A 14,273-nucleotide genomic window follows, 5' to 3' on the forward strand; every position below is an offset into this window, starting at 1 on the left:
CCGGCTTTCGCCGGGAAGACGGTGTTGAGTTGAGGGAGTTTCCGATGGTCCAGATCAACCGACGCCAGGCCCTGGCCGCTACGGCGGGCGCCGCGCTGCTGGCCAAGGCCGCCGCGGCCAACGCCCAGGTCGCGCCCGTCGCCGCCGTGGACCTGGGCCCGCGCGAGCGGACCTCCCTGGACTTCGACTGGCGCTTCGCCCTGGGCCATGCGTCCGACCCAGCCAAGGACTTCGGCTTCGGCGCCAACCAGCGCACCTTCGCCAAGGCCGGGGCCAGCGCGCCCAGCTGGTGGGTGGCCGCCGCCGCGCAGAAGGACTTCGACGACGGCGCCTGGAAACCGGTGACCCTGCCGCACGACTGGGCCGTCGAGCTGCCGTTCGCCAACAACCCCGACTACAAGCCCTCGGGCAAGCCGGACGACGAGGACCTGCGCGCCGCCCATGGCTACAAGGCGCTGGGCCGCGAGTTCCCGGAGACCAGCGTCGGCTGGTACCGCAAGACCTTCGCCCTGCCGGCCAGCGATGCCGGCAAGCGGCTGTCGATCGAATTCGACGGCGCCTTCCGCGACGCCCTGGTCATCGTCAACGGCTACGTCCTGGAGCGTGAGGACAGCGGCTATTCGCCGTTCCGCGTCGACATCACCGACATCGCCAATGTCGGCGGCGACAACCAGCTGACCGTCCGCGTCGACGCCAGCCTGGGTGAGGGCTGGTTCTACGAGGGGGCGGGGCTCTATCGCCACGTCTGGCTGGTCAAGACCGCGCCGGTGCACGTGCCGCAGTGGGGCGTCTTCGTTCGCGCCAAGGTCGACGGCACGCTGCAGATCGATACCGAGCTGGTGAACGAGGGCGATGCAGCCGCCGCTTTCGAGGTCTCGCACGCCGTGCTGGACGCCGCCGGCAAGCCGGTGCTGGCCGTGGCTCCCGCCGCCGACCGCATCCCGGCCTGGGAGCGCCAGAGCCTGTCCCAGACCGTGACCCTGGCCAATCCCGTGCTGTGGTCGCTGGAGAGCCCGCACCTCTACACGCTGGTCACCGAGGTGAAGGTGGGCGGCGCGGTTGTCGACCGTTTCGTCACCCGCTTCGGTGTTCGCTCGGTCCGCTTCGACGGCCAGCAGGGTTTCTTCCTCAACGACAGGCCGGTGAAGCTGAAGGGCGCTTGCAACCACCAGGACCACGCCGGCGTCGGCGCGGCCATCCCGGACGCCTTGCAGGTCTGGCGGCTGGAGCAGCTGAAGTCGATGGGCTGCAACGCCTATCGCGCCTCGCACAATCCGCCGACCGTCGAGCTGCTGGACGCCTGCGATCGCCTGGGCATCCTGGTGATCGACGAGACCCGCCGGATGTCCAGCGACCCGACCTCGATGGACGAGCTGGAGCGCCTGGTCCGCCGCGACCGCAACCATCCCTCGGTGATCCTGTGGTCGATCGGCAACGAGGAGCCGCAGCAGGCCACCGCGCGCGGGATCAAGGTCGCTAGGACCATGAAGCGCCTGGTCAATCGCCTGGACCCCTCGCGCCTGGTTACGGCGGCGATGGACAACGGTTTCGGCGAGGGCATCAGCACGGTCATCGACGTGCAGGGCTTCAACTATCGCCACGAGAAGATGGACGCCTTCCACGAGCGCTTCCCGGCCATGCCCATCATCGGCAGCGAGAGCGCCAGCGTGGTGACGACGCGCGGCGAATACGTCCGCGACGAGGCCAAGAGCTACGTCCCGGCCTATGACACCGACCACCCCTGGTGGGCGACGACGGCCGAGAAGTGGTGGAGTCACGCGGCCGAGCGGCCGTGGATGGCGGGCGGCTTCATCTGGACCGGCTTCGACTATCGCGGCGAGCCGACGCCGTTCAATCGCTGGCCCAGCATCAGCTCGCACTTCGGCGCCTTCGACACCTGCGGCTTTCCGAAGGACAACTATTTCTACTACCGCGCCTGGTGGCGGTCCGAGCCGCTGCTGCACCTGCTGCCGCACTGGAACTGGGAAGGCCGCGAGGGCCAGCCGTTGGCGGTCTGGGCGCACAGCAACTGCGACAAGGTCGAGCTGTTCCTGAACGGCAAGAGCCAGGGCGTGCGCGACGTGAAGGCCAACCACCACGTCGAGTGGTCCGTGCCCTACGCCGCGGGCGTGCTCGAGGCCCACGGCTACAAGAACGGCAAGGTGATCCTGCGGGCGCGTCGCGAGACGGCCGGCGCGCCGGCCGCTCTGCGCCTAACGGCGGACCGTTCGAAGCTGAAGGCCGACGGCCAGGACGTGGCGATCCTCAAGGTCGAGGTGTTGGACGCCAAGGGCCGCATCGTGCCGCGTGCCGACACGCTGGTCCGCTTCGAGCTGTCGGGCGCAGCGGACGTGATCGGCGTCGGCAACGGCAACCCGACCAGCCACGAGCCCGACGTCGCCAGCCAGCGCAAAGCCTTCAACGGCTTGGCCCAGGCGATCGTCCGGACCCGGCGGAATCAGCCGGGGCGGGTGAGGGTGGTCGCGTCCGCCGACGGCCTGAAGAGCGCGAGCGTCGATATCGACCTCGGCTGACGCGCCGCAACCAAACTCGAAAATCCATGCACGCATGGGAGGCGGCGGCTAGCGCGATGCTGGCCGCCGTCGCGCATTCGCATGCGTGGACACCGGTTTCCTTCGCGAAATGTAACGCAACCTTGGCGAGATCGGCGGAATAGGACGCCCTCGCGGCAGTGCAGCGGGCGGCCAAAAATACCGGTCATTTGTAGTAGGATTGCGACCAGAACGGCCTTGAAAAATAATTGCTAGCGCTGTCAATTGGCCATTGCGGCGGTCTGAGACCGATGTTACCGCTAACTGGTCTCTCGTGCATGGGTTGTTCACTCAGGACGGGAACGGGAAGAGGGCCGGGAAAATGCTCCCGGTTCGCAACAATAAACATCGCCCCAGAGAGGGCTTTTTTTAGGGGGAACGGCTATGAAGCGGCTTCGTCGCTTGCACGCGTCTGCCTCTTGCGTCGCCATCACGGCGGCCATGTTCGCCGGTTCGGCGATCGCGCAGACTCAAGACAGCACCGCCGTCGACGAGATCGTCGTCACCGGCATCCGCGCTTCGCTCGAACGGTCGATCGAGATCAAGCGCAACAACAGCGGCGTCGTCGACGCCATCTCCGCCGAAGATATGGGCAAGTTCCCAGACACCAACCTGGCGGAATCCCTGCAGCGCATCACCGGCGTGTCGATCGATCGCACCAACGGCGAAGGCTCCCAGGTCACGGTCCGTGGCTTTGGTCCCAGCTTCAACCTGGTGACCCTGAACGGTCGCACCATGCCGACCGCGCGGGTCGCCACGGTCGGCGGGGACCAGAGCTCGGACACCGCGGCCGGCACCAGCCGCTCGTTCGACTTCTCGAACCTCGCCTCGGAAGGCGTGTCCACGCTGGAGGTCTATAAGACCGGTCGCGCGGCCATCCCGACCGGCGGCATCGGCGCCACGATCAACGTCAAGACCCGCCGCCCCCTGGACGGCAAGCCGGGCTTGAACGGCAGCATCGGCGTCAAGGGCGTCTACGACACCAGCATGGACAAGAAGGTCGACGACTTCGGCCACAAGTACACGCCGGAAGTCTCGGGCCTGGTCAACTGGGTCGACGACAGCGAGAAGTTCGGCGTCACCCTGTTCGGCAGCTACCAGAAGCGCGACTACACCTCGCGCTCGGCCACGGTGAATGACTGGAACATCAAGTCGTACGCCGACTTCATCAATCCGGATAACGGTTTCGTTCGTCCGGGCGGCGCGACCCAGATCACCAATGCGCCGTCGAGCGGGAGCACCTGGGTCGCGATCCCCAACGACAGCCGCTACCACTTCGCGCAAGGCGAACGCGAGCGCGTCAATGGTCAGCTGACGGTCCAGTTCCGTCCGGTCGAGACCATGACGATCACGGCCGACGCCCTCTACGCCAACGACAAGACGTTCGAGCGTCGCAACGACAGCACCAACTGGTTCAACCGCCCGTTCGACCGGGTGACCTTCGACAAGAACCCGACGGTCGCCACCGCCGTGCTGTTGTCGGAAAACCTGAGCGGCACCAAGGATACGGGCTTCGAGCAGCAATATCGCGGCAACGAGGACTCGCTGAAGTCGTTCGGCCTGAACGGCACGTGGGACGTCTCGGACCGCTTCCACGTCACCGTGGACGGCCACATCTCGAAGGCCGACTCCAAGCCGAACACGCCGAACGGCGCCAGCTCGACGGCGGTTTCGATCGCCGCGCCGGTCCTGACGACCCAGACCGGCAATTATGAGAGCGGGATCCCGATCCAGAGCATCACGTTCAACGATGCTCTGCGCGGCAACGGCAACGGCCAGCTGGATGTCGGTGACTTGGCCAGCCAGGTCGCCCGCACCTGGGCGCAACGCCAGCAGCAGAAGGTCAAGGAAATCCGGGCCGACTTCCGCTGGGACCTGGACGACAACGGCAGCCGTGTCGAGTTCGGGGGTAACTACCGCGACTCCAACATGCTGCAGACCAGCAAGTCGACCCAGCAAGACCTGGGCAGCTGGGGCATGTCCAGCCCGCGCGACGTCTCGGCCTCCGCCGGAAACCTCGTGAAGGCGTTCTGCCTGGCCTGTCAGTTCAACGACTTCAACCTGAACCAGTCGGGCGCCGGCCTGGTGTCGTTCCGCGCCAACGCCATCGACCTCTACAACGCCCTGTCGCCGGTCTATGCGGCCAAGGGCAATGCGGTCGGCGTCACGGGTCAGGAAAACAACCGCATCCAGGAAAAGATCGCCTCGGTCTATGGCCAGCTGGTCTGGAAGTCGGAGCTGCTGGATCGTCCGACCGAACTGGTCGCCGGCCTGCGCTACGAAACCACCAAGACCGATGCGGTCTCGCTGGTCCTCGTGCCCAGCGCCATCGTCTGGACGGCGGACAACGACTTCACCCTGAAGACCTCGGGCGTCTACCAGCCGCTGACGGGCAAGGGTAAGTACAACAACCTGCTGCCCTCGATGGACTTCAAGATCGAGCTGCGGGACGACCTGACGGGCCGCTTCTCGTTCAGCCGCACGATCGCGCGTCCGGACTACAACAACCTGTTCGCCGCCCAGAGCGTCGGCACGCCGAACCGCCCGGTCGCCAACGGGGCCATCCCGCTGGGCGCCATCGGCAACACCGACCTCGACCCGCTGGTCTCCGACAACGTCGATGTCTCGCTGGAGTGGTACTACAAGCCCAGCAGCTACATCTCGGTCGGTTTCTTCGACAAGCGCGTGAGCAACTTCGTCGGCACCGGCACGAAGATGTCGAGCATGTTCGGCCTGCGTGACCCCAGCTCCGGCGCGCCGGGCACCCTGTCGGGCAACGCCAAGACCGCCCTGGCGGCCATCGGCGCGGGCGTCGGCGACGTGAACCTGTTCACGATGGCGGCCCTGATCCAGACGACCGGTTCGGTGGCGGCGGCCACGGCCCAGTTCCAGGCCAACCGCCTTCCCAGCGGCGATCTGAACCAGGCCTTCGTGGACCAGATTCTGGCGGCCACGGACATCACGGCCAGCGCCACCGATCCGCTGTTCAACTTCCAGGTCTCGCAGCCGATCAACAAGACGGGCAACATCCACGGCTTCGAAATCGCGGGTCAGCACTTCTTCGGCGACACCGGCTTCGGCGTCGCGGGGGCCTACACGCTGGTGCGCGGTGACGTCGGCTTCAACAACGCCGCCGACCCCGGCCAGGACCAGTTCGCCCTGCTGGGTCTGTCGGACACGGCCAACGCCACGCTGATCTACGAGAAGTACGGCTTCTCGGCCCGTGTGGCCTACAACTGGCGGGACAAGTTCCTGCAAGCCACCAATCGCGGCGGCTCGCGCAACCCCGTCAACGTGGCGCCGTTCGGCCAGCTGGACATCAACGTCAGCTACGACGTGACCGAGAAGCTGTCGGTCTCCTTCGAAGGCATCAACCTGACCAAGGAGCACCTGCGCACCTACGCGCGTGACGAGAAGCAGGTCTGGTTCGCTCAAGAACTGGATCGCCGCTTCCTCCTCGGCGCCCGCTACCGCTTCTAGGACCGGAAGTCTCCTAGCAGTGAGGGCAGGGACCGTCGCGCTTGCGGCGGTCCCTTTCTTCCTTTGAAGTGCACGCCTTCAGGGCGTGAGTAGGCCGATATGAACCGAGTGCTTCTGAACAACGTCGACCACGCCGACCTGCGCGTGATCGCCGGCCACGGCGTCGCCTATGGCGATGCGCTGAACCAGGTGCTGGTGCTGCCCACCGAGTTCGAGGCGGTGCAGCGCGAATATCCCATCCTGATCCGCAAGGACGCCGCCGGGGCCTGGCAGGCCGTGGCGCTGCTGGGTCTGGACCGTGACGAGAACCTGTTCCTGGACGAGACCGGCTGGAACGCCCGCTACGTCCCGGCCGTGCAGCGGCGCGGCCCGTTCTCGATCGCGCTGCAACGCGACGAGCGGGGCGCAGAGCCCCGGCCGATGATCCATGTCGACCTGGATCACCCGCGCGTCAGCCGCGACGAAGGCGAGCGCCTGTTCCTGCCGGCTGGCGGCAACTCGCCGTACCTGCAAGGGATCAACCAGGCGCTGGGCCAGATCCACGACGGCCTGGAGATCAGCGGCCCGATGTTCGCCTTCTTCGAGGAGCTGGGGCTGATCGAACCGATCGACATCGAGATCAAGCTGGGCGACCAGACCAGCTACGACCTGCCCGACGTCTTCACCCTGGCCCCGGATCGCCTGGCGGCCATCACCGGCGAAGACCTGGAACGGCTGCACCAGTCGGGGCTGCTGCGCGCGGCGCATTGGATCATCTCGTCGATGGGCAACATCGAGGAGCTGGTCGCCCGCAAGACTCGTAAACAGGCTCATCTCGCATGACCGCGATCACCGCCCGTCGGACGCTGGAGACCACGGTGGCGACGCCGGGTCAGATCCCGTTCGAGGCGGTGCTGACCGGCCAGACCCCCATGCTGTTCAAGGGCCTGGCGCGCGACTGGCCGCTGGTCCAGGCGGGCCTCCAGTCCGCCCAGGCGGCCCGCGACTACATCCGCGCCTACGACCGGGGCGGCCGGGTGGTGGGCTACACCGGCGACGCGTCGATTGGCGGGCGCTTCTTCTACGACGACACCCACACGGCCATGAACTTCAAGGCCGAGCGCGCGCCGCTGGAGGTGTTCCTCCAGCGCCTGGAGGAGGTCGAGGGCCGCAACGACGCGCCGGCGGTCTATGTCGGCTCGGCCGACCTGGACGCCTATTTCCCCGACCTGAAGGCCGCCAACGATCTGGGCCTGGGCTCGGAGGTGTTCGGCCCCGAGCCGCCGATGGCCGGCATCTGGATCGGCAACCGCACGACAGCGGCGGCCCACTACGACATGTCCAACAACATCGCCATCTGCGCCGTGGGCCGGCGGCGCTTCACTCTGTTTCCGCCGGACCAGGTGGCCAACCTCTATCCCGGCCCGCTGGAGCCGACGCCCGGCGGCCAGGTGGTCAGCCTGGTCGACTTCCAAAATCCCAACTTCGACGCCCATCCCGGTTTCCGCGCGGCGATCGACAGCGCCCAGGTGGCGGAGATGGAGCCCGGCGACGTGCTGGTCTACCCGGCCCTGTGGTGGCACCAGGTCGAGGCGCTGGAGCCGTTCAACGTGCTGGTGAACAACTGGTGGAACAGCGCGCCGGCCCATCTGGACACGCCGATGACGACGCTGCTGCACGGCCTGCTGAGCCTGCGCGACCGGCCCGATTTCGAGAAGCAGGGCTGGAAGGCCCTGTTCGACTACTACGTGTTCGGTCCCGCCGACCGCGCGGGGGCGCCGATGCCCGAAGCCGCGCGCGGTCCACTGGGACCGATGGACCAGACCAAGGCCAGGCGGCTGCGGGCGTACCTGCTCGACCGGCTGAACCGATAAACGAAGGGGAGGGGACGCCATGACCCAGCAGACGATCCGCAAGGTGGTGATCGCGGGCGGCGGCACCGCTGGCTGGATGGCCGCCGCGGCCCTAGCCCGCCAGTTGGGCCCGCTGCTGGACATCACCCTGGTCGAGTCCGAGGACATCGGCACGGTCGGGGTCGGTGAATCGACCATCCCGACGGCCCGCACCTTCAACGCCCTGCTCGGCATCGACGAGCCAGAGTTCATGCGCGCCACCCAGGCGACCTTCAAGCTGGGCATCTCGTTCGAGCATTGGGGCGAGATCGGCGACCGCTACATCCACTCGTTCGGCCAGGTCGGCAAATCCACCTGGATGGGCGGTTTCCATCACTTCTGGCTGCAGGCCCAGGAGCAGGGTTTCGGCGGGGATCTGGGCGACTACTGTTTCGAGCTGAAGGCGGCCGAGCAGCACAGGTTCTTCACCGGCGAGCAGAGCCCGCTGAACTATGCCTACCACCTGGACGCCGGCCTCTACGGCCGCTTCCTGCGCGGCATGGCCGAGGGCGACGGCGTGCGCCGCGTCGAGGGCAAGATCGCCTCGGTGCGCCAGAACGCCGAGAGCGGCTTCGTCGAGGCCCTGGTCATGGAGAGTGGTGCGGTCGTCGAAGGCGACTTCTTCATCGACTGCACCGGTTTCCGGGGGCTGCTGATCGAGCAGACCCTGAAGGCGGGATTCGAGGATTGGGGCCATTGGCTGCCGACCAACAGCGCCTTGGCCGTTCAGACCCGCTCGACCGAGCCGGCCGTGCCCTACACCCGCGCCATCGCCCACAAGGCCGGTTGGCGCTGGAAGATCCCGCTGCAGCACCGCGTGGGCAACGGCCTCGTCTACTGCAACGAATACATGTCCGACGACGAGGCGCGCGACATGCTAACGGCCGAGATCGAGGGCGAGACCCTAATCGAGCCGCGCCTGATCCGCTACCGCACGGGCCGCCGCCGCAAGACCTGGGACAAGAACGTCGTGGCGCTAGGCTTGGCCAGCGGTTTTGTCGAGCCGCTGGAGTCGACGTCGATCCACCTGATCATGATCGGCATGACGCGCCTGATGAAGCTGTTCCCGTTCGGCGGCGTCAGCCAGGCGGCGGTCGACTTCTACAACCATCAGGCCGACGACGAGCTTGAGAAGATCCGCGACTTCATCATCCTGCACTACAAGGCGACCGAGCGGACCGACAGCCCGTTCTGGGACCGTGTGCGGACGATGGACATTCCCGACAGCCTGGCCCACCGGATCGAACTCTTCCGCGAGAGCGCCCAGGTCTACCAGGCGGCCGGCGAGCTGTTCCAGACCGACTCGTGGCTGCAGGTGCTGCTGGGCCAGCGTATCCAGCCCCAGACCTATCACCACATGGGCCGGCTGATGCCGCCGCAGCAGCTGAAGGCGGCGCTCGAGGATCTGAAGCGCAACATCGCCGGGGCGGTGACGCGCCTGCCGCAGCACCAGGCCTTCCTGGACAGCTACTGCGCCGAGCCGGTCAGCAAGAGCGCTTAAGGCTCGATCGGCGCGAACAGCTTCTGCAGCGTGGCGCCGATCCGGGTCGTGGCCGGATCGGTGTCGGCCAGGCCCATGGCGTTCAGCTGCCAGCCCAGGCGGGCGCCGACATCCAGCAGGGGGCGGCTGGTGACCTGCGCGTTCGCCAGAGTCTCAATCGCCTGCGCATAGCGGGCGGCGTTGAGGTTCTCCAGCGCCCAGGCGCGAGCGGCCTTGCCCGTCTCGCGGCGCAGGGCCTCGTCGGCGACCAAGCGCTCGAGCACTTCGCGCAGCTCGTCGACCACGATCTCGCCGTCGATCTTGAACACCAGGTCGTCGGGCAGCTCGCCGTAGAAGCCGGCGCGGGCCACCACGGTCGGGCGGCCGCTGAGCATGCCTTCGCAGGCCGAGCCCGAAGCGCCTTCCAGCACCGGCTTGCGCAGGGCGACCATGATGTCGGCCTCGTCCAGGCGGCGGTCCAGGGTCTCGTCATCGACAGCGCCGTCGATGACCAGGTTCGCAAAGCCCACCTCGGCCGCGACGCCTTCCAGCTTGACGCGCTCCTCGTCCGAGATCGGGCCGACCAGGCGATAGACGCAGGCCTTCAGCGCGTCGGAACCGCCGATGGCGTGGATCACGTCGGCCACGCGCTTGTTGGGGTTCATCACCCCGACGGTGGTGAGGGTCAGCTGGCGCTTGGGCTTGGGCGGACCGGGCGGCGTGGCGCGATCGGGGCAGCACAGTGGCGTGACGTCCACCGGGCCGGTGACGACGGCCTCCAGCTTGGGCGCATAGAAGCGCGCATGGGCCAGGGCGGCCTGGCAGCGGCGAGCCAGCCATTCGGTCATCGGCAGATGCTTGGCGATCTCGCCCATGTCCAGCATCTGGCCCGAACGCACAGCTACGGCGTGGGGCAGGGCCGCCTCGCCATAGGTCGCGACGATCTCGGCGTCGTGCCGACGATAGTCCAGGCCGTTGTGGTACAGCCAGCCCGAGAACAGGTTGTAGATATAGAAGTCGTGGAAGATCCCCAGGCACGGCGCGGCGTCCAGCACGTGGAACACGCCGGCGTGGAAGGGGAAGTTGTCGCCGATATTGACGATGACGACGTCGAACTCGGTTCGCAGGCGCGACAGGTCGTAGCGGCGCCAGTGATGGACGGGCAGGGCGGTCGGGTGCAGCGGCTCCTCGCCGACCTCATCCTCGCAGCGCAGGATCTCGACCTGGTGGCCGCGCGCGGCCAGGGCCTGGGCGACCTCGGCGCTGACCCGGCCGATCGACGAGCGCAGGACGAAGGGCGTCACCCAGCAGATCTTCATGCGGAGCAGTCCTTAGCGCTTCAGCAGGCGCTTTTCGGCGTCGCCGCCGGCGCGCACGAAGGCGATGTTGGCCGAAACCACCTTGGCGGCGGCCTTGGCGCTGGTCGGTTCGGCCGCGCTGGTCGCCTCGTCGATGATGTAGGCCTTGAAGCCGGCGTCGGCGAAGGCCTTGAACCACTGGACCGGGGTCTGGCCGACGCGCTTGAGGTGCTCGGGGCCGAACTCGGCGACGATGGCCAGGTCGGGATTCTTGGCGATCACGCCCTTCATGCCGGCCAGTACGTCCAGCTCGGCGCCCTCGACGTCGATCTTGACGACATCCATGCGCTTGGCAGGGGCGACATCGTCGAGGCGGACCACCTCGACCTGGATTTCGCGGGAGCCCTCGTTTTCGGGCAAGGCGTACAGCGAGCTGTGGCCGATGATGTCGCTGACGTGGAAGGTCAGCTGGCCAGCCTTCTCGCCGACGGCCTGGTCGCGCACCTCAACCCAAGACAGGCCATTGAGATGCTTCATCTTTTCGAGGTTCGAGCGCGGAACGGCCTCGGGCTCGAACGAGATCACCCGACCGCCGGGGCCGGTCGCCCAGGCCATGACGAGGGTCAGCATGCCGATATTGGCGCCGACGTCGGCGACCACCATGCCGGGCTGGACCAGGCGGCGCAGGACGTCGCTGGTGCCGGGCTCCAGGCCCTTGCTGGTGGCGTTGGCCAGCATGGTGACGAAGGTCGGCAGGGCCGTGGGGGCCATGACATAGCCGTCGCGCATGCGGATCGCGGTCGACTCGGCGTCGTAGTGGATCAGCGGCCGTTGCTTTATCTCCAGCTCGTCGAAGCGCGGGCCGAACAGGGCGGGTAGGGCGGCCAGCTCGCCATAGGCTTGGTCGCCGCGCGTCTCGATGCGTTGGGTGGCCGGTTCGATGCGCGCCAGCTGGGCCGTCATCGACTGCATGGCCGCGGCCGAGACCTGCTGTTGTTGCAGCACCAGATGCAGCAGGGTCTGGGTGTGGTCCAGACGCGCCTGGGTCGCGTGCAGCTCGCCGGACAGGGCGTTCAGATGGTGCTGGGTCTGGCGCAGCTCGTGCTCGACCGTGGCCTGCAGGTAGCGGCGGGCATAGTTGGCGACCGGCGAGAGCACCGGGGCCAGCAGGCGGCGCGCGAACGCGAAGCGGCGACGCGGCGGCGGACCGGCCGGGCCGGCTTCGGGCGAAACGTTCGGAGTCTCGGCGGCGGGAGCGCGCATCGCGGCGCTCATCGCCAGGTCCAGGCGTGCGGGCCTCAAGTCAGTCCTTCCCGCGCGCGGCTCTCGCAAGACCCGTCGCGCCTCTGATCTGGCAACATCCGGAGCGCGAACTCCGGACGTTTCGTCTAGACCAGATTCCCGTCGTTCAGGAAGGACGAATGATTGCCGACCAGGCTGATCGAGCCGCCGTCGGCGAAGTCGAACGTCATGCTGGTCAGGTGGGTGGCCGCGCTGGCGTCATGCAGGATGCGGGCGTCGAACATCACGATGTCCGTGCCCTGCACCATCACCTCGACCACCATGGTGTGCGCCATGAAGTAGTCGATGAATTGCTTGACCAGGTCCGACGAGACGAACGGCGAGGTCGGCGCCGCCGGAAGCGGCGCCGGCGTCGGGATCGGCGTCGGTGCGACCGGCGTCTGGATCGGCGCCGTGTCGGTCGGTTCCGTCGGCGTCGGCGTCGACGTCAAGCTGTCCTGCGGCGGGGCCGCCGGCGTTTCGGCCACGGGCGTGGTGACGACGGGTTCGGCCGGAGCGGCAGGCGCGCTGGGCGGCGTGACCGCGTAGTGATCACCCTTGGAGATCAACTCGGCCAGGATGTCGGGCAGCTTGGCGACTTCGATTACCGAAATCTTCTGCGCGCCGGTATCGCCGGCCAGGCCGCGGATCAGCTGCACGGCTTCGACCGAGGGGAGGCCGCTGAGCGACAGGCCCAGGCGCACGTCGAGCGCCCAGTTCGCCGCATCGCTGGTCGGCGCGGGCAGGGGGGAGAGTTCGATGCCGTGGCTGGGCGGGCCGCCGCCGCCATTTCCACCGCCGCTACCGCCGCCGCCGCCGATCATGCCCTCAGAGGCGGAGGCTTCGAGTTGCGGCATGGTCGAGAGGATCGCCACCAGCGACAGCACGCTCGAGACCGTCTGGACCGGCGTGTTCTCGATCACCGTCGCGTGCGTCGTCGGCATGAGCAGCGCGCTGCTGTCCTGGCTGTGCTGGGCGGGCGCGCCGCCGAAGTCGAGCGAGGCCGCCGCCGCGGAGATCGCCGCGCGGGCGGACGCGTCCAGGCTGGCGGTGTCGACGCCGTAGTCCGAGGCCAGCAGAGCCGCGGCCAGGATCAGCACGGCCTGATTGGCCGGAACCTGCACGGAATCATAAGTAGGCTGCTGGAAGCCGACGGGCGCGACGCCGTTCGTCAGGCCGGCGTTCGAGCTGGACGACAGGAGCGCCGGGCGGGCGTGACCCGACTGCGGCGGGTTGGCCGCGCCGGTCTCGGCCGCGCGGGCCTCGCCCGTCTTGAAGAAGGCGGTGCCGACCACGGCGACCAGCAGGGCCGCGGGGTGGATCGACAGGTTGCTGTTGTTGTCGGCGCGACGGATCAGCGGGTGGCGGGCCACCATGTTGCGGACCAGGGCCGAGAAATCGAACCCACGGGCGATCTCTTCATAGGCCGGGCCGGCGATCAGATATTCGCCGTCGATGCGCGCGAAGTGAATCACCACCTCGCCGTCGTCGGAACGATAGAAGACGAACCACGGCTCGTTCTCGTCGCTCAGGCCGCGGTCGGTGCCGACGCGGATGCCGGCGCGGATCAGGGCGCTCTCGACGCGATAGAACTCGGCCAGCTCCTGCTGGGTCCAGTCTACCGACGGAGTGGGCGCGTAGCGCGGCGAACGCTGAAAGAACGAAAGGACCTGAGCGGCCATACGGTGGACGTTTCCCCACGTCTAGACGAGCTGCCGGCTTCCCTCCGGCGGCGGCACACTAACCGAACTACTCTCCGCTGAACAGGATTTCGTAGGTGATCGGATCGTAGAAGCGGAGCAGTTCGCGGACGAAAGTCTTTTCCGACACCTCGAGGGCCTGCGCCCAGTCGCGATAACGGTCCGGCGGAATGCGGCCGCGGCCCGTCTCTAGCTGAGAGATGAAGGTATAGTAGTCGGCGCCCACCTTGGCGGCGAGCTGGCGTTGCGACAGGCCGGCGGCCTCGCGTTGCTCTTTAAGCCAGCGACCGCCCTCGCGGCGGAGGTCTTGAACCTCCGAGGCGCTGCGGCGTTGTGGATTGCCGTACATAATCAATGACCTCACGCTTCTTCCGACGCGGGGAACGCGGGCGCGCGCTCGCTCATCCGCCAGTCGAAGTCACTCTATATATAGCCGGTTCCGGAGGGGGGTTCAAGGAACGCTATATAGGAATTTGCTGTACCGGTTAGAAAAATGCTGTACCCCGCGATTTCAGGTATTGTCGACGTATGACGTTTGCTCTATAGCCATCGCTGCTCCCATGCGCGCCACTCGGTCGCAGGGGGTGTGGGATTTTTTTTGGGAGACGATC

General features: G+C 67.3%; 9 protein-coding genes. 5 read left to right on the forward strand and 4 right to left on the reverse strand.

Going from position 1 to position 14,273, the window contains the following annotated elements:
* The first annotated feature begins 44 nt into the window (after positions 1-44).
* The 5 genes from galA (at position 45) to J7528_RS10180 (ending at position 9,404) form a co-directional block, all read left to right on the forward strand.
* On the forward strand, positions 45-2,534 hold the full coding sequence (gene galA / locus J7528_RS10160; RefSeq protein WP_291873588.1) for a beta-galactosidase GalA: 2,490 nt from the start codon (positions 45-47) through the stop codon (positions 2,532-2,534).
* Between the two features lie 402 nt (positions 2,535-2,936).
* Positions 2,937-6,032 (forward strand): TonB-dependent receptor, encoded by a 3,096-nt coding sequence (locus tag J7528_RS10165; protein WP_291873591.1) that lies wholly within the window; start codon positions 2,937-2,939, stop codon positions 6,030-6,032.
* Between the two features lie 99 nt (positions 6,033-6,131).
* Complete coding sequence (locus J7528_RS10170; RefSeq protein WP_291873594.1) at positions 6,132-6,854, forward strand: SapC family protein; 723 nt, start codon at positions 6,132-6,134, stop codon at positions 6,852-6,854.
* Positions 6,851-7,885: a cupin-like domain-containing protein gene (locus J7528_RS10175; RefSeq protein WP_291873597.1), complete on the forward strand. Its 1,035-nt coding sequence runs from the start codon at positions 6,851-6,853 to the stop codon at positions 7,883-7,885. Before J7528_RS10170 ends, J7528_RS10175 begins: the two co-directional genes overlap by 4 nt.
* 19 nt (positions 7,886-7,904) lie before the next feature.
* Positions 7,905-9,404 carry a tryptophan halogenase family protein gene (locus J7528_RS10180; RefSeq protein WP_291873599.1) on the forward strand — a complete coding sequence of 500 codons (1,500 nt, stop codon included), beginning with the start codon at positions 7,905-7,907 and terminating at the stop codon, positions 9,402-9,404.
* On the opposite strand, the gene J7528_RS10185 is transcribed toward J7528_RS10180, so the two are convergent.
* From J7528_RS10185 to J7528_RS10200, 4 genes are all read right to left on the reverse strand, one after another.
* Positions 9,401-10,702, reverse strand: a complete 1,302-nt coding sequence (locus J7528_RS10185) for a glycosyltransferase family 4 protein (protein ID WP_291873602.1) — start codon at positions 10,700-10,702, stop codon at positions 9,401-9,403. The two genes, J7528_RS10180 and J7528_RS10185, sit on opposite strands and share 4 nt — an antisense overlap.
* A 12-nt stretch (positions 10,703-10,714) precedes the next feature.
* Positions 10,715-11,983, reverse strand: coding sequence for an FkbM family methyltransferase (locus J7528_RS10190; RefSeq protein ID WP_291873605.1), 1,269 nt, complete (start codon positions 11,981-11,983; stop codon positions 10,715-10,717).
* Between the two features lie 86 nt (positions 11,984-12,069).
* Complete coding sequence (locus J7528_RS10195) at positions 12,070-13,644, reverse strand: hypothetical protein (protein ID WP_291873607.1); 1,575 nt, start codon at positions 13,642-13,644, stop codon at positions 12,070-12,072.
* A gap of 67 nt (positions 13,645-13,711) precedes the next feature.
* Positions 13,712-14,011, reverse strand: a complete 300-nt coding sequence (locus tag J7528_RS10200) for a helix-turn-helix transcriptional regulator (RefSeq protein WP_291873610.1) — start codon at positions 14,009-14,011, stop codon at positions 13,712-13,714.
* Positions 14,012-14,273: the final 262 nt, after the last annotated feature.

Source organism: Caulobacter sp. (assembly GCF_017744445.1).
Taxonomy (GTDB): domain Bacteria; phylum Pseudomonadota; class Alphaproteobacteria; order Caulobacterales; family Caulobacteraceae; genus Caulobacter.

Coding starts and splice junctions, on each gene's coding strand:
- galA (WP_291873588.1), top strand. CDS start 45: ATGGTCCAGATCAACCGACGCCAGGCCCTGGCCGCTACGGCGGGCGCC.
- J7528_RS10165 (WP_291873591.1), top strand. CDS start 2,937: ATGAAGCGGCTTCGTCGCTTGCACGCGTCTGCCTCTTGCGTCGCCATC.
- J7528_RS10170 (WP_291873594.1), top strand. CDS start 6,132: ATGAACCGAGTGCTTCTGAACAACGTCGACCACGCCGACCTGCGCGTG.
- J7528_RS10175 (WP_291873597.1), top strand. CDS start 6,851: ATGACCGCGATCACCGCCCGTCGGACGCTGGAGACCACGGTGGCGACG.
- J7528_RS10180 (WP_291873599.1), top strand. CDS start 7,905: ATGACCCAGCAGACGATCCGCAAGGTGGTGATCGCGGGCGGCGGCACC.
- J7528_RS10185 (WP_291873602.1), bottom strand. CDS start 10,702: ATGAAGATCTGCTGGGTGACGCCCTTCGTCCTGCGCTCGTCGATCGGC.
- J7528_RS10195 (WP_291873607.1), bottom strand. CDS start 13,644: ATGGCCGCTCAGGTCCTTTCGTTCTTTCAGCGTTCGCCGCGCTACGCG.
- J7528_RS10200 (WP_291873610.1), bottom strand. CDS start 14,011: ATGTACGGCAATCCACAACGCCGCAGCGCCTCGGAGGTTCAAGACCTC.